Origin of the sequence: Arthrobacter gallicola, from assembly GCF_014836775.1 — a bacterium.
Lineage (GTDB): Bacteria > Actinomycetota > Actinomycetes > Actinomycetales > Micrococcaceae > Arthrobacter_B > Arthrobacter_B gallicola.
The window spans coordinates 26,377-42,415 of the sequence record NZ_JACSQD010000006.1 but is presented as its reverse complement, the minus strand read 5'-3'; the positions used below and the strand labels follow the sequence as shown (position 1 = coordinate 42,415).

Annotated in this window: 13 protein-coding genes and 2 tRNA genes; 9 read left to right on the top strand and 6 right to left on the bottom strand. The window is 64.6% G+C overall.

Going from position 1 to position 16,039, the window contains the following annotated elements:
* Positions 1 to 4: 4 nt before the first annotated feature.
* Both H9639_RS12805 and H9639_RS12800 read right to left on the bottom strand, forming a co-directional pair.
* A complete protein-coding gene (locus H9639_RS12805; RefSeq protein WP_191808473.1) occupies positions 5 to 574 on the bottom strand; it encodes a septum formation family protein in 570 nt (189 codons plus the stop codon).
* Positions 575 to 743: 169 nt separating this feature from the next.
* A tRNA-Ser gene (locus H9639_RS12800) sits at positions 744 to 831 on the bottom strand.
* 62 nt (positions 832 to 893) lie between these two features.
* Here H9639_RS12800 and H9639_RS12795 point away from each other — a divergent pair.
* The 8 genes from H9639_RS12795 (at position 894) to H9639_RS12760 (ending at position 8,240) form a co-directional block, all read left to right on the top strand.
* Entirely contained in the window at positions 894 to 1,871 is a 978-nt protein-coding gene (locus H9639_RS12795) for an NAD(P)H-quinone oxidoreductase (RefSeq protein ID WP_191808472.1), read from the top strand.
* Between the two features lie 168 nt (positions 1,872 to 2,039).
* Entirely contained in the window at positions 2,040 to 4,355 is a 2,316-nt protein-coding gene (locus H9639_RS12790; protein ID WP_191808471.1) for a carbon starvation CstA family protein, read from the top strand.
* The gene (locus H9639_RS12785) at positions 4,355 to 4,549 is read left to right on the top strand and encodes a YbdD/YjiX family protein (RefSeq protein ID WP_191808470.1); all 195 of its coding nucleotides are present in this window, start codon (positions 4,355 to 4,357) and stop codon (positions 4,547 to 4,549) included. The genes H9639_RS12790 and H9639_RS12785 overlap by 1 nt, the downstream gene beginning before the upstream one ends.
* 128 nt (positions 4,550 to 4,677) lie before the next feature.
* Entirely contained in the window at positions 4,678 to 4,932 is a 255-nt protein-coding gene (locus tag H9639_RS12780) for a hypothetical protein (RefSeq protein WP_191808469.1), read from the top strand.
* Positions 4,933 to 4,972: 40 nt separating this feature from the next.
* Positions 4,973 to 5,698, top strand: a complete 726-nt coding sequence (locus H9639_RS12775; RefSeq protein ID WP_191808468.1) for a bacterial proteasome activator family protein — start codon at positions 4,973 to 4,975, stop codon at positions 5,696 to 5,698.
* 13 nt (positions 5,699 to 5,711) lie between these two features.
* Complete coding sequence (locus H9639_RS12770; protein ID WP_191808467.1) at positions 5,712 to 6,176, top strand: hypothetical protein; 465 nt, start codon at positions 5,712 to 5,714, stop codon at positions 6,174 to 6,176.
* 148 nt (positions 6,177 to 6,324) lie between these two features.
* Positions 6,325 to 7,161: an aldo/keto reductase gene (locus tag H9639_RS12765; RefSeq protein WP_191808466.1), complete on the top strand. Its 837-nt coding sequence runs from the start codon at positions 6,325 to 6,327 to the stop codon at positions 7,159 to 7,161.
* A gap of 251 nt (positions 7,162 to 7,412) precedes the next feature.
* Positions 7,413 to 8,240, top strand: a complete 828-nt coding sequence (locus tag H9639_RS12760; RefSeq protein ID WP_191808465.1) for a sigma-70 family RNA polymerase sigma factor — start codon at positions 7,413 to 7,415, stop codon at positions 8,238 to 8,240.
* A 21-nt stretch (positions 8,241 to 8,261) separates the two neighbouring features.
* Here H9639_RS12760 and H9639_RS12755 read toward each other — a convergent pair whose 3' ends face one another.
* Both H9639_RS12755 and H9639_RS12750 read right to left on the bottom strand, forming a co-directional pair.
* Positions 8,262 to 10,652, bottom strand: coding sequence for an ATP-binding cassette domain-containing protein (locus H9639_RS12755; RefSeq protein WP_191808464.1), 2,391 nt, complete (start codon positions 10,650 to 10,652; stop codon positions 8,262 to 8,264).
* Positions 10,653 to 11,213: 561 nt separating this feature from the next.
* Positions 11,214 to 12,671 (bottom strand): aldehyde dehydrogenase family protein, encoded by a 1,458-nt coding sequence (locus H9639_RS12750; RefSeq protein WP_191808463.1) that lies wholly within the window; start codon positions 12,669 to 12,671, stop codon positions 11,214 to 11,216.
* Positions 12,672 to 13,047: 376 nt separating this feature from the next.
* On the opposite strand from H9639_RS12750, the gene H9639_RS12745 reads away from it, so the two are divergent.
* On the top strand, positions 13,048 to 13,953 hold the full coding sequence (locus H9639_RS12745) for an alpha/beta fold hydrolase (RefSeq protein ID WP_191808462.1): 906 nt from the start codon (positions 13,048 to 13,050) through the stop codon (positions 13,951 to 13,953).
* A gap of 324 nt (positions 13,954 to 14,277) precedes the next feature.
* Here the strand turns inward: H9639_RS12745 and H9639_RS12740 are convergent.
* Together H9639_RS12740 and H9639_RS12735 are read right to left on the bottom strand one after the other, a co-directional pair.
* Positions 14,278 to 14,350: transfer RNA gene (locus tag H9639_RS12740), tRNA-Thr, on the bottom strand.
* A 119-nt stretch (positions 14,351 to 14,469) separates the two neighbouring features.
* Positions 14,470 to 16,038: an alpha/beta hydrolase gene (locus H9639_RS12735; RefSeq protein WP_191808461.1), complete on the bottom strand. Its 1,569-nt coding sequence runs from the start codon at positions 16,036 to 16,038 to the stop codon at positions 14,470 to 14,472.
* Position 16,039 lies beyond the last annotated feature (1 nt).

Here is a 16,039-nt window from a genome sequence, read left to right as displayed (position 1 = left end):
GAGCTTAGATCTGCGAGTTGCGCACCGAGTTGGTCAGCGGGGAGCCGTCCAGCCGGTAAGCGGTGCAGAGGATTTCCCGGTCGCTGGCCAGGGTCCAGGAGTACGACGTCGGCGTGATGAGACCGATGTCCAGGACCGAAGCCTGGTAGTCCGTGCCGATGTAGGGCTGGAATTCCGCCACACAGAATTCCGCCGCTGCTTCGTCGACAGCGGTTTCGCCCGGGTATTCCCCGCCGTCCATGTCCATGGCGGCATAAACTTCGCTGTCGTGCTCCTGCGTGCACGGCAGAACGTCTACCTCGGTGATCTGATCGCCGTCCGGTTCGATGAGGCAGTCGCCGACATTCAGGTCGATCGCGTCCACCGTTTCAGGCGAGACCTCTTCGACTTCTTCAACTACCTTTTCGGAAGTAGGGGATGCGGATGCAGAGGAAGGCTTCTCTTCCGACGCGGTGTTCTCGCCGCCGGAGGAGGCCGGAACCGCGCAGCCTGCGAGCAGTGCCGTCAGCGATGCTGCGGTGAGGATTCTTCCGGCTCGGGACAGGGTCGTCTTGTGGGCCGAATGCATAGTCATAGCTCCTCGATAGGAAATGGTTTACGTGGTCCACCCCCCAAATGGGCCGGAAACCACACATCAACCCTATTTGAGGGCAAGCATGCTGATGAATCGGCGAAGTAACATGCCAGCACAATATGCAATGGCATAAAAAAGCACCCCGGCTCAGTGAACCGGGGTGCAGATGCGGAAGGTAAGGGATTCGAACCCTTGGTACGGGGTTACCGCACACTGGTTTTCAAGACCAGCTCCATCGGCCGCTCGGACAACCTTCCCCGCTAGTAGTCTGGCAGATGAGCCCAATTCGCCAAAATCTTCACCAGCTACAGGAGGCAGCATGAAAGCCATCGTTATCAGCGAACCAGGCGGACCGGAGGTCCTGGAACTCCGGGAGGTCCCTGCACCGGTGCCGGGCCCGGGCGAGGTCCTCATTGATGTGGCAGCCGCAGGGCTCAACCGCGCCGATGTCCTGCAGCGGAAGGGGAACTATCCCGTCCCGCCGGGTGCCCCGGAATTCCCCGGTCTGGAGGTCTCCGGCCGGGTAGCCGCGGTGGGTTCCGGAGTGGAGCACCTGGAGGTGGGAGCCGACGTCGTCGCTCTCCTGACCGGCGGTGGCTACGCGGAGCAGGTGGCGGTTCCCGCCGGACAGGTGCTGACAGTGCCGCCGGAGCTGGACCTGATCACTGCCGCCGCCCTGCCGGAAGTAGCCGCAACGGTGTTTTCGAATCTGTTTATGGCGGCCGGTGTCCGGGAAGGTGACTTTGTCCTCATCCACGGCGGGGCCGGCGGGATCGGCAGCATGGCAATTCAGCTGGTTGCCGCGTTCGGTGCGGTGCCGATGGTGACTGCCTCCAGCGCCTCGAAGCTGGAACTGGCGCGGAGCCTGGGGGCCAAGGTCCTCATCAACTACAAAGAACAGGATTTCGTGGAGGAAGTCCGGAAGGCCACCGGCGGACACGGTGCCGACGTGATCCTGGACGTGATGGGTGCCAGCTACTTGCAGCGGAACGTCGATGCGCTCGCCGTCGCCGGCCGGCTGGTCATCATCGGCATGCAGGGCGGCACCCGGGCGGAGATCGACCTCAACGCGCTGATGACCAAGCGCTGCGCAGTGATGGGCACAACCCTGCGGGGACGCCCGGAGGAAGAAAAGAGCGCCATTATGGCCGCCGTCGGGGAGTACGTCTGGCCCATGCTGCGGGACGGGACCGTCAAGCCCCTGGTGGACCGCACCTTCCCGCTGGCTGAGGCGGCCGCCGCGCATGAGTACTTCGACTCCGGCCAGCACACCGGGAAGATCCTGCTGACGGTATAGACCCGCCGCAAAACCCCACTCAGCGCAAAACCAGGACCGGCCGCCGAACACCGGCGGCCGGTCCGGCGTGTATGTGACCTGGAGCACGGATACCGCTGCTACCCTCGTGCGCATCACCCGCACCCCGTTCCAAGGTGCGGAACCGCACTGCTGACAAGGGGTAGCACCATGAGTGAGAACAGACGGCACCGAAAGGGGCCGGCCGGGCACGATCCGGTGGACACAGGCCCGGACGTCCTGGTCCAGGACACGGATCTGCCGCCGGTTGCGTTGGACGACGCCGCCGCCGAGGCCGAGGAGCGCCGCTGGACGCCGGCCAAGATCATCCTGTGGACAGGTATTGCCCTCCTGGGCGGCATCAGCTGGACCATGCTCGCGATTATCCGCGGTGAAACAGTCAACGCCATCTGGTTCGTGTTCGCAGCGGTCTGTACTTACTTCATTGGGTACCGCTTCTACTCCAAGTTTATTGAACGGCACCTCCTCAAGCCCAACGACCGCCGTGCGACTCCCGCCGAATACAAGGCGGACGGCAAGGACTACGCCGCAACCGACCGCCGGGTGCTCTACGGCCACCACTTCGCCGCCATCGCCGGGGCCGGACCGCTGGTCGGCCCCGTGCTGGCAGCCCAGATGGGCTATCTGCCCGGTACGGTCTGGATCATCGTCGGCGTCATCCTGGCGGGAGCGGTCCAGGACTATCTGGTCATGTTCTTCTCCATGCGCCGAGGCGGCCGTTCGCTCGGCCAGATGGCCCGCGAAGAGCTGGGCCTGATCGGCGGCACCGCCGCCCTCATCGCGACCCTGACCATCATGATCATCATCGTTGCGATCCTCGCGCTGGTGGTCGTCAACGCCCTGGGCGAGAGCCCCTGGGGTGTCTTCTCCGTCGCCATGACCATTCCGATCGCCCTGTTTATGGGCGTGTACCTGCGCTTCCTGCGGCCCGGCAAAGTCACTGAGGTCTCCATCATCGGTTTTGTGCTGCTGATGCTGGCGATCATCGGCGGCGGCTGGATTGCGGACACCGAATGGGGTGTGGCGCTCTTCTCCCTGGACCGGGTCACCATCGCCTGGGGCATCATCATCTACGGCTTTATTGCCGCTGTCCTTCCGGTCTGGCTGTTGCTGGCCCCCCGGGACTACCTCTCCACCTTCATGAAGGTCGGCACCATCGTGATGCTGGCCGTGGCCATCATCATCGTCCGTCCCGAGATCAGCGTTCCCGCGTTCAGCGAGTACGCGTCCCGGTCGGACGGGCCGGTGGTCGCCGGGCCACTCTTCCCCTTCCTGTTCGTCACGATCGCCTGCGGTGCCCTCTCCGGGTTCCACGCCCTGATCTCCTCCGGCACCACGCCGAAGATGATCGAGAAGGAACGCCAGACCCGGTTCATCGGGTACGGCGGCATGCTGATGGAGTCCTTCGTGGCCATCATGGCCCTGGTTGCCGCGCTCTCCATTGACCGGGGAATCTACTTCGCCATGAACTCCTCCGCCGCAGCCACCGGCGGAACCGTGGAGGGCGCCGTCGCTTTCGTCAACTCCCTCGGCCTGGCCGGGGTGAACCTGACACCGGACATGCTCACGTCGCTGGCCTCCGGCGTCGGCGAAGAGTCCGTGGTTTCACGCACCGGCGGTGCCCCAACCCTCGCCGTCGGACTGGCCATGATCATGCAGAGCTTCATCGGCGGTCCGGGCATGATGGCCTTCTGGTACCACTTCGCCATCATGTTCGAGGCGCTGTTCATCCTCACGGCCGTCGACGCCGGTACCCGCGTGGCCCGCTTTATGCTGCAGGACTCGATCGGCAACTTTATCCCGAAGTTCCGGGACACCTCGTGGCGTACGGGAGCCTGGATCTGTACGGCCGTTATGGTCGCGGGCTGGGGGTCGATCCTGATCATGGGCGTGACGGATCCGCTGGGCGGAATCAACACTCTCTTCCCGCTGTTCGGCATCGCCAACCAGCTTCTGGCGGCCATCGCGCTGGCTATCTGCCTGGCGATCCTGGCCAAGAAGAACCTCTTCAAGTACATCTGGGTGGTGGTGCTGCCGCTGGGCTTCGCCTCGGTCGTGACGATCACGGCCTCGATGTACAAGATCTTCTCCCCGGTCCCGGGGGTGGGCTACTGGGCTCAGCACAACGCGTTCAAGAACGCGCTGGCTGCCGGGGAGACCAGCTTCGGCACCGCCAAGACCGTGGAGGCCATGGAGGCCGTTGTCCGCAACACTTTTGTGCAGGGAATCCTGTCCATCCTGTTCGTGACGCTGGCCATCATCGTGATTGTCACCGCTGTTATTGCCTCGGTCCGTTCCTACCGTTCCGGAGGCGCTCCGAGTGCCGAGGATCCGGCAGTGCCGTCGCGGATTTTTGCGCCGGCCGGGTTCTTCGCCACCCCGCTGGAGAAGGAGATCGAAGCGCGGTGGAGGGCCCTGCCGCAGGACAAGAATCCCGCGGCGAAAACAGCAGGAGCCGGGCACTGATGGTGGCGGCATTGGCCGGCAGCCTGCGGGGCTTCATCCGCTTCTTCCGCGATGTGATGGGCGAAGACGCCTACCGCAAATACCAGGCGCACCACGCGGCGTCCGGCTGCGCCGGCCCGGTGCTGACGGAGCGGGAGTTCTGGAAGGACAAGATGGACCGCCAGGACCTCGTCCCCGGCGGACGCTGCTGCTGACTCACTGCTGCTGAGGCCGTAACGCGGCAGGCCCGGTGCCACCTGGCGCCGGTCCTGCCGCGTTTTTGCGCTGCGGTTCCCGTCCAGCGGCCCTTGTAGTGGGTGGCGGTTCCTGTTTTGCTGGTTAGATGCCTGGACGCGATGAACTGCCCCAAGACCCCCACCTGCGTGAGGACATCAGCCTTCCCCTCCCGGAGCCGGACAACGAGGATGAGCATCTGGCCGAGGACATCAACCTGCCGGAGGAACAGCAGGACTCCGGTCCCGAGTTCGACTCACGCCACTACACGTCAGGCCAGCTCAACGCCGGCCAGTACGTGCCCGGCCTGAGTCCCAACGGGGAATACGCGGAAAAGCGGGAAGAAGAGCTTGAAAGCGACTAGCGCCCGGAACAACCGGCCCCAAGCGTGAGAGCATTTATTTATGACTGAACAGAACGGATCTGCGGCCGTCCCCGGTGCTCAAGCCTCCGGGGCTCCCGCCGGAGGGCCGGCCCAGTCCCCGGAGCGGGACGGCACTGGATTCCGCCCCGCCGGAGCCCAGACCCAGGACCCAGGTGCACCTGTTCAGCCGGGTGCAGCGCAGGACACTGGCAGCGGGGCCGAAAACGGGAATCCACAGGACAAAAACGGCCCGGCAAAGCTGAATGAACTGGTGGATGAGCCCGCGAAGGTTATGCGGATCGGCACCATGATCAAGCAGCTACTCGAAGAAGTGCGCAACGCACCCCTGGATGACGCGGCCCGTAACCGCCTGGCGGAGATCCATGAGCGGTCGCTCAAGGAACTTTATGACGGCTTGGCTCCGGAGCTGGTCACCGAACTGCAGCGGATAAACCTGCCCTTCCTCGAAGACGCAACGCCGACCGACGCGGAGCTGCGCATTGCCCAGGCTCAGCTGGTGGGCTGGCTGGAGGGACTGTTCCGCGGCATCCAGACCGCCATCGCAGCCCAGCAGACCGCCAACCAGCAGCTGCAGGGCCGCTTGCAGCTGCGCCAGCTGCCGCCCGGCACGGTCCTCGCACCGGGAGTGGTTGTGGGGGAAGACGGTGAACCACGGCGTGCCGGTGCCGCTCCGGGCCAGCAGCGGCAGGCCCCCGGTTCGGGCAGCCGGATTGAGCCCCACGCGGGTCCCGGACAGTATCTGTAGAATTTTCCGCAAGATGGCACTTTTCGCAGCAGCCCGGCAGGGGCGCAAGGACGACGTCGAACTCGGCAAGGGTGTATGGCGGCGTGCCCACGACCGCTTCACCCGCGGGCTGGACCGCTACCATCAGATGCTGGAAGGCGTCGAGGACGATGCGCTCTATAACGAGCTGGCACTCGTAGCCAATCAGCTCTCCGGGCTCCTGCCGCGTGTCCGGGCGGTCTGCGCGCACGCCCAGGAGCAGTGCCCCAGCGCGGGCCAGGACATCCCGGGCCGGATGATCACCGTCCACCGAGCCCTGTCCCGGTCAGGCAACTCGCTGGCAGCCACCGCGGAAGCGGCGGCCATGTCGCGGCTGGAAGGCGAACGCTGGGGGATGGCGTCCTCCGGCATCGAGAACGTCCGGCGCCGGGCACAGCTCGTGGAACAGGACATCGCCGAGGCAGAACGCGTGCTCGCCGCCGATCAAGCCGGCGGTTAGCCGGGCAAAGGGAGCCGGCAGCACCCTTTTCAGGGTCCGGTTTCAGCGCTGGTCCCCAGCGCCGGGGTTCAGTGCCGAAATTTCGCGGCCAGCAAACAGGGCACCGTTTGGTCAACGCGGCACCGCAGTGAGGGGCAGGATAGTGATCATGACTACATCCCCACTTGTGACGTTCAACGACGGAAACACCATCCCCCAGCTCGGCTACGGCGTCTGGCGGGTTGAGGACGAACTTGCGGAAAAGACTGTGGGCATGGCCTTCGAGGCCGGCTACCGCCACATCGACACCGCCAAGATCTACGGCAACGAGTCCGGCGTCGGCCGGGCCATCGCCGCCTCCGGCCTGCCGCGCGAAGACCTGTTCATCACCACCAAGGTCTGGAACGCCGACCAGGGCTACGAAGAAACCCTGGCCGCCTTCGACGCCTCCATGGAACGCCTGGGCCTGGAATACCTGGACCTGTACCTGATCCACTGGCTGCAGCCGAAGCAGGGCAAGTACGTGGACACCTGGAAGGCCCTCGTTGAGCTGCAGAAGACCGGCCGGGTCAAGTCCATCGGCGTCTGCAACTTCACGGTCGAGGCGCTGCAGGAAATCATCGACGCCACCGGCGTCGTCCCCGTCCTGAACCAGGTGGAAACCCACCCGTACCTGGCGCAGAAGGAACTGCGCGAGTTCGAGGCCAAGCACGGCATCAAGCACGAGTCCTACTCGCCGCTCGGCTCCGGCCAGGGCCTGCTGGATGATCAGGTCCTGCAGGACATCGCAGCGAAGTACGACGGCGCCACGCCGGCCCAGGTGGTTATCGCCTGGCACCTGGCGCTCGGCAACATCGTGATTCCGAAGTCCGTGACCGAGTCCCGCATCCAGGAGAACTGGGCCGCACTGGACCTCAAGCTGGCCGACGAAGACATCGACGCGATCAACGCACTGGATAACGGCACCCGCTTCGGCGCCGATCCGGCGACCTCCGACTTCGCTTAACAGCCGTTTCGCCAGCCGGCACGACGGCTAAAAACTGAAGGTGGCCTTCCCCGAGGGGAAGGCCACCTTCAGTTTTGTTCCGGTTAAAACCACAGGCTGCCGATGAAAGACCCTTATCGGCATTTATTGCCCCAATGTTAGTGATATGTTGCACGTGCTACGCCGAATTTTTTGGAATCAGCCGGGAGTCTCAGCTCCTTTCCAACCGGTAAGCGCTCTTAGCTGGAAACAAGGACTTTGGGGGTCCGTATTTGAATCGCGAAGCACGCAACCGTTTGGTTGTGGAGAGCCTGCCGCTGGTGGGATATCTGGTCTCGGAGACATGCGCCAAAGTGACGCACCTTTCCCGCGAAGAGCTGGCATCAGCCGGGGCGGCTGCTCTGATCACTTCCGCTGACTCCTTCAATGCGGAGCTTGGTGTGCCCTTCGGTGCTTACGCACGGCGCAGAATAGTGGGGGCTTTCGCCGACGAGATGCGCGCGGCTGACTGGGCAACAAGGACGGCACGAAAGCGCATAAGGGACACTCTGGCAGTGAAGGAAACGCTCACTGCAGTGCTTGGCCGGACTCCTGCAGCGGCTGAAATCGCCTCCGCAATGGGCGTAGACCGCGCCGCCGTCGATGAAGCACTCGCTGATGCCTCACGCAGCGTGTCCTATCTTGACGATTCCACCTCGGAGTCACTTGTCAGTGAACTCTCTTCGCCGGAGGAAGCAGTTCTGACAGCCGAGCGTCTGCAGTATCTTCGGGCGGCAGTAGCCGCCTTGCCGGAGAGGATGCGCTACGTCGTAGAACAGATCTATTTCCGCGACCGCTCAGTCAAGGACCTCGCCGCCGAGCTGGGAACTACCCACTCCGCCATTTCCCAGCAGCGGGCAGAGGCAGTCCGGTTGCTCCGCGACGGCCTCGGGACGCACTACGCTGACTCGGATGCGCCGGTGTCAGTCGAATCCCGAATTTCACCTGCCCGGCGAAACGCCTACCTCTCGCTGGTCGCGGAACGGACGGCAGGAGGGCTCACCCGCCACAGCACGCACCATGACACCACAGCCGTGCGGCGGATGGATGCCGCCTGCTGACTCAGATGGGTCCCATCGTGCTCATGCCCCCACATAAGCGGCCAGGTGCTCGCCGGTGAGCGTGGCCCGCGATGCCACCAGCTCCGCCGGCGTTCCCTCGAACACAATCCGGCCGCCGTCGTGCCCGGCCCCCGGACCCATGTCGATGATCCAGTCCGCGTGGGCCATCACCGCCTGGTGGTGTTCGATCACAATCACCGACTTACCAGAGTCGACCAGCCGGTCCAGCAGACCCAGCAGCTGCTCGACGTCGGCCAGATGCAGGCCCGTGGTGGGTTCATCCAGAACGTAGATGTCCCCCTTCTCCGCCATCTGCGAGGCGAGCTTCAACCGCTGACGTTCACCGCCCGAAAGGGTGGTGAGCGGCTGGCCCAGGCTCAGGTAGCCCAGCCCCACGTCGGCCAGCCGGGAGAGCACCTTATGCGCCGCCGGCGTGCGGGCTTCCCCGTTGTTGAAGAACTCCTCCGCCTCCGTGACAGACATGGCCAGCACCTCGGCGATGTTCCGCCCGCCCAGGGTGTACTCCAGCACCTGCGCCTGGAACCGTTTGCCGCCGCACTCCTCACAGGTGGATTCCACCGTGGCCATCACACCCAGGTCGGTGTAAATCACCCCGGCACCGTTGCAGACAGGGCAGGCGCCCTCCGAGTTGGAACTAAACAGTGCCGGCTTCACGCCGTTGGCCTTCGCAAACGCCTTGCGGATTGGCTCCAGCAGCCCCGTGTAGGTTGCCGGGTTGCTCCGGCGGGACCCTTTGATCCCGCTCTGGTCAATCACGACGACGCCCTCGCGTCCCGCAACCGAACCCCGGATGAGTGAACTTTTCCCGGACCCGGCCACCCCGGTCAGTGCGCAAAAGACTCCGAGCGGAATATCGACGTCGACGTCCTGCAGGTTGTTGGTCGAGGCACCGCGGACCTCCAGCGCACCGGAGGGCTGCCGTACGGATGGTTTGAGCTGTGCCCGGTCATCCAGGTGCCGGCCGGTGACGGTGTCCGCGGCGCGCAGCCCTTCCACCGTGCCCTGAAAACAGATCTCCCCACCACCCGTTCCGGCACCGGGCCCCAGATCAATGACGTGGTCGGCAATCGCGATCATTTCCGGCTTGTGCTCCACCACCAGAACGGTGTTGCCCTTGTCCCGCAGCTGCAGCAGCAACTGGTTCATCCGTTCGATGTCGTGCGGATGCAGTCCGATGGTGGGCTCATCAAAAACGTACGTGACGTCGGTGAGTGAGGAGCCCAAATGCCGGATCATCTTGGTCCGCTGTGACTCGCCTCCGGAGAGTGTCCCGGCGGGACGCTCCAGGGAGAGATAGCCGAGCCCGATCTCCGTGAAGGAGTCCAGCAGGTGCTGGAGCCCGGCCAGCAGGGGTGCAACGGACGGCTCGTCCAGCTCCCGGACCCATTGCGCGAGGTCACTGATCTGCATCGAGCACAGGTCGGCGATGTTCTTTCCCCTGATCCGGGAGGAGAGCGCTTCAGGAGCGAGGCGGGTGCCGCCGCAGTCCGGGCAGGTGGAGAACGTGATGGCGCGCTCCACGAAGGCACGGATGTGCGGCTGCATCGCTTCGCGGTCCTTGGACAGCATGGATTTCTGGATTTTCGGGATCAGGCCTTCGAAGGTGACGTTGATGCCCTCGACCTTGAGCTTGGTCGGCTCCTGGTACAGAAGGGCGTGCAGTTCTTTTTTCGTGAACTTGGCGATGGGTTTGTTGGGATCGAAAAGCCCGGTGTTGCTGAAGATCCGCCCGTACCAGCCGTCCATGCTGTAGCCGGGGATGGTCAGGGCCCCCTCGAGGATCGACTTGGAGTCGTCATACAAGGCCGTCAGGTCGAAGTCGCTGACCGAGCCCATACCCTCACACCGCGGGCACATCCCGCCGAGACGGTTGAAGGTGGCCTTCTCGGCCTTGGTCCTGCCCCCGCGTTCAATAGTGATCGCACCGCTGGCCCTCACCGAAGGAACGTTGAAGGAGTAAGCGTTGGGGGAACCGATGTGCGGGTCCCCGAGACGGCTGAACAGGATACGCAGCATGGCGTTGGCATCGGTGGCGGTGCCAACCGTGGACCGCGGGTTGGCGCCCATCCGTTCCTGGTCCACGATGATGGCTGTGGTGAGCCCTTCCAGCTGGTCGACGTCGGGGCGGGCCAGCGACGGCATAAACCCCTGCACGAAGGCACTGTAGGTCTCATTGATCATCCGCTGGGAGTCCGCCGCGATGGTCGCGAAGACGAGCGAACTCTTGCCCGAACCCGAGACCCCGGTAAACACCGTGAGACGGCGTTTGGGGATTTCGACGCTGATGTTCCTGAGGTTGTTCTCCCGGGCGCCGAGGACACGGATCAGATTATGGCGGTCGGCAGCAGTCACATCCGGGGACTCTGAGGGCCGGTCCGTAGCCATGCTCATGGTTTCTCCCTTAACCGGACGACGTTGAGTGCTTCAGAGGCGCAGGCAGCCCGCAAAAAACCAAGCCGTCCTGCCACGTTACCTGTGGAGCCGGAGGTCAGGCTTGTTCACCCCTGCTCACTTGTTTCCCCGCCGCTAATCGGGCCCGGTTAAAGCCATGCCCCGGCATCCAATGGGGTGGAAGCCGGGGCATGGTGAGCCAGGTACCTTCCACGGACGGGTGGTTGGTACCGCACATGCAACTGTGTGGCTCGTCTTTTCGCAGTACATTTTCTTGGGGGATACTGCGGGTTCTTTCCTGGGGAAAGATCTAAAGGTGACGCAGGTAACACGTTCAATGCAGGTTTCTCTGTAGCTCACTTCGACAGGATGCGCTTCTCCTGATGGGAAGGACGATACAGAGCTATGACCGGACAAACGCTCAAGTTCACCCCGCGGTTAGCACAATGTTTCCGCAAGAATTGCCCCGGAATTCCTGAGCGGGATCCGGGGGAAGAAACCCAATGGAAAAGCGGCGGCTGCCCTGCCGGGCGGCCGCCGCTTATGGTGCTGCAGGAAGGACTAGAACGGGTAGGACGCAATCTCCGGCCGCATGGTGAGCCACTGGATTTCCGTGAAGGATTCCATATTCGCGGCGGCACCTCCGACGCGGCTTCCGTTGCCGGAATCCTTGACCCCGCCGAAAGGAGCATTGGGTTCGTCGCTGACGGTCTGTTCGTTGATGTGGACCTTGCCGGATTCCACTCGGTCGGCGATAGCCATTGCCATTCCGACGTCACCCAGGATGGACAGGGAAAGTCCGTAGTCACTGTCGTTGGCCAGCGCCACGGCCTCATCGATACTGGCGAATTTCATCACCGGTGCCACAGGACCGAAGATCTCCTGGGTCCAGGCCGGGTTATCCGGAGTGAGATCGGCCAGCACGGTGGGCCGGTAGAAGAGAGCTTCGCTGGTCCCTCCGGCGGTGAGCCGCGCTCCGGCAGCGACGGCGTCCTGCACAATACCGTTGACCTTCTTGAGCTGGTTTTCGTCGATGATGGGTCCAAGCGCCACCTGGCCACCGGCCGGATCTCCCACGGGAAGGTGTTCGGCCTTCTCGGTGAGCGCCGCAACATACTCGTCGTAGATGTCCTCGTGGACAATATGGCGCCCCGTGGTCATGCAGATCTGGCCCTGGTGCATAAAGGATCCGAAGGCGGCAGCAGAGGCGGCCTTTGCCAGGTCCGCGCCCGGAAGCACGATCATGGCGTTGTTGCCCCCCAGTTCCAGATGCGCCCGCTTAAGCAGGCGCCCGGCGGTCTCGCCGATCTTGCGTCCGGCGCCGGTGGACCCGGTAAACGCAATGACCCTCACCTCAGGGGCCTCAACCACTGCCGCGCCGATCTCAGCACCGCCGGGGAGCAGGGACAACAGCCCGGATGGAAGGCCGGCCTCTTCGAAAACGCGCATCAGCGCGACGCCGCCGCAGACGGCGGTACGCGGGTCCGGCTTCAAAAGGACGGCGTTTCCCAGGGCCAGGGCCGGGGCAACCGCACGGATAGACAGGATCAGGGGAAAGTTGAACGGAGCAATGACGGAGACGACGCCGGCTGGCCGCCGCCGAGCGAGGGACCAGCGGCTCGAATTGCTTGTCAGCACTTCACCGGCGGGGAGGGCAGGAAGGGCAGAGGCGTCATAGCACTCGTTGGCTGCAGTGTGCGTTTCCAATGCGGCTTTAGCCGCAATGCTGCCCGTCTCACGGGAGATCCAGGTGTCGATTTCCTCCGCATGCTCTTCCCAGAGCAATCCGGCCCGGCGGAGGACGGCAGCGCGTTCTTCGGGTTTACGCTCAGCCCATTCCTTCTGCGCCGCGGCCGCGGCGCGGGCTGCGGACCGGACGTCCTCCACAGAAGCCACGCCGTAGCTCCCCAGCGTGTTGCCGGTGGCCGGCTCCGTTGCATTGGCGGTGCCTGCACCTCCGTCACGCCAGCCGTTTACGTAAATCTTGCCTGTCCAGATTGACGGGTCGAGCAAAACCATGGGTCATCCTAGCTGTTGGGGGTTACCTGGGCCACCGATTATCGCAGACGCCTGTGTCCGGACACACACCGGGGTGCCGGGGCCGGGGTCACCGGTGGTTTTCTGCGGTTTTCCCCGGTGTGGCCTCACCCGCCCGCCGCATTCCACCCGCCGGTGTACCCCGCAGGGGCTGCCCGTTCCTCGTTGACAAATGCGCTCTCCGAGGGTTGGCTGTCCCCAGCCCCAGCCCCAGCCCCAGCCCCAGCCCCAGCCCCAGCCCCAGCCCCAGCCCCAGCCCCAGCCCCAGCCCCAGCCGAACCCGCTGCGGGCCCAGCTGGCGCCGTCGTCCCGGAACAGTCCGAAAACACACTGCCCGCTAACTGAAGAGAGCAGCACCATGACCAACCGCCCTACCAACCATGTCCTGGAGGTGCCCGGAGCCCGTATCGTCTATGACGTCGCGGAGGTCCGGACCAGTGCGGAGCCGCCGCTGCTGCTGTTCGGCTCTCCCATGGATGCCAGTGGCTTCACTGCCCTCGCCGCCCGGTTTTCCGACCGTACTACGCTCACCTATGACCCCCGGGGCACAGGGCGGAGCGAAACCTCCGATACGGAGTGCTCACCCGAGCTGCACGCCCAGGACCTTCATGCGCTGGTCACGGATCTCGGCAGCGCGCAGGTGGACATCTTTGCCAGCAGCGGGGGAGCGGTCAACGCGCTGGCGTTCGCCGCTAAGGCCGGAGAGCAGATCCGGATCCTCGTGGTGCACGAACCCCCGCTGGCCGGGATTCTCCCCGACCGCCACGCGGCCCTGGCCGGCATCGAGGCGATACTGCAGACCTATCAGGAACACGGCAGGGGTGCGGCCATGGCACGGTTCATGGAGTATGCAGACTGGCGGGGCGAGTTTCCAGCAGGCTCCGGGCACCTGCAACCCGCGGACCTGCCGGACCCCGGCGATCCGGAGCCCGGTACGAGCCGGGAGGCCGCCACACGTCCGGAGGCCGACGACGGCACCAGGGACGATCCGTTGTTTGCCCGTAACCTGCGGACCTGCACAGCATTTCAGCCGGACTTTGACGGGCTCCGTGATGGTCCGGCGAGCATTGTCGTTGGTGTGGGGGAGGAATCCAGCGGCACGATGGCGGCACGCGCCGCCAAGGTGACAGCTGACCGGCTGGGAACACTGCCGGTGACCTTCCCTGGCGGACACAGCGGGTTCATGGGTCCGGAAGCCGGACCGGGCGCGGGAGATCCGGATGCCTTTGCCGGGGTGCTGCGCCAGGTGCTGGACGGAAGGTAGCCGCGGGTCCCGGCCCGGCCCGCCTCCTGCGCCGAACGGTCAGCGGCCGCACGGCGGTTGGCGAGGGCACTGCGGAGCTGGCGGAAAATACCGATGAAGCCAAAAACCACGGGCATAATGGCGATGATCCCAGCCACCGGATCACTGAGCAGCAGGAGAATGCTTACCCCGAAAAAGATGTGCAGGCAGTACCCGGCTGCCCGTGCGGATTCGGGGCGCCTCCGGACGGCGGTGGTGAGGGTGGTGATGATTGCTCCCAAATGTTGCCGGGCTCGCGCTGCAGCGAAGCCCCCGGAACCGGGGGTTCCGAGGGCTTCGATAGGGAGCCTCCTGCCAGAATCGAACTGGCGACCTTCTCATTACGAGTGAGACGCTCTACCAACTGAGCTAAGGAGGCGGGCTTCCTCTGCGCCGGGCTACCGGCCAGAATCCACAAGGAATAACTTTATACGGCGGGAGCATCCGGGTCAAAAGCGCCGCCGGGAAGCCCCCGCAACCCAGCGGCACCGCAGTGGTTTACGAACAGACCAAACCGTCCTCCGGCACTGTCCCGTCGATGAAGTAGTCATCCACCGCATCCGCGATGCACTGGTTTCCGCGGCCATATGCGGTGTGGCCCTCGGCCTCCCAGGTGAGGAGCACCGCCGAGTCCAGCTGATCCGCCAGCGCCTGCGACCACTCGTACGGGGTGGCCGGGTCGCCGGTGGTGCCAATGACCAGCAGAGGCGCAGCACCCTCTGCGGTAATCCGGTGCGGTTCGTTCACCGGGGCATGCGGCCATGCCTCGCAGGTCAGACCGCCGTAAGCGAGGAACCGGCCCAGGGTCGGGGACGCTTCGTCGAGTTCCGCGGCATCCACCGCCATCGCCCCGCGGTCGGTTTCCATCGGGTAATCAAGGCAGTTCACCGCGCTGAACACCTCGGAGGAGTTGGAGGCGTAGGTGCCGTCCTGGTTCCGCTCCGCACCAAGGTCGGCCAGCATCAGCATGGTTGTGGGGTCACCGCGCAGGGCCGAGCTGAGTGCCTGGGTGAGGGCGGGCCAGTTGGCGTCGTTGTACAGGGGGAGGATGAACCCGCTGACGAAGATCGAGGCGTTGACCACCCGTCCGTCCGCTGCTGTCAGCGGGCTGGCTTCGACGGAGGCGATCAGGTCGCGGATAGTCTGCACCCCGTCGTCAACGCTGCCCTCCAGCGGGCAGTTGGAGGAAGACTGGCAGTCTTCGACGTAGGAGCGGATCGCCGTTTCGAAAGCCCGCGCCTGGCCAAGAGTGATCTCCTCGTTGCTGGCCGATGGATCAATTCCTCCATCCAGCACCATCCGGCCGACGTTCTCCGGGAACAGCTCTGCATAGGTTGCTCCGAGGAAGGTGCCGTAGGAGAAGCCCAGGTAGTTGAGTTTCGGATCGTTTACGACGGCGCGCAGGATGTCCATGTCCCGCGCGGCACTTTTGGTGTCCACAAAACCAAGGAGCTCACCGGATTCCGTGGCGCACTGCTCGGCATAGTCCCGGGCGCTCTCCCGGGCTTCCTCAAAGCCGGCGTCCGTGGACGGATCAATGGTTTCGCTGCGCGCCTCATCGAGCTCTTTGTCGCTCAGGCAGTCCACCGGGGTGGAACGGCCGACGCCGCGCGGATCGAAGCCCAGCACGTTGAAGCTGCTGCGCAGCCGGTCGGTGGTGACCCCTTTCAGGGATTCAAGCACCGTGTCATACCCCGAACCGCCCGGTCCGCCGGGGTTGAGCAGGATGGTGCCGGCGGGCGTGCCGCCGGACTCGGCCAGAATCACTTCGAGCCCGATGCTGCTGCCGGGATCCGAGTAATCCATGGGCACTTCAACGCTGGCGCAGAGGAAGTCCTCCTCGCAGGGCTCCCAGACGACTTCCTGCGTGTAGTACGACTCGAGCTCCGCCGGGACGTCACCGATGACCTCCGGCGCCGCGGACTGCGTGCCTTCTTCCGGCCCCTGGGACTCCTCGGGTGTGCAGGCAACCAGGGAACCCAGGACGACGGCGGCGGCACCGGCGGCTGCCGCGGCGCGGCGCAGGGTGCGGACGGAAGTCCGGGGACGGCGTCGTACTGGGGGCATT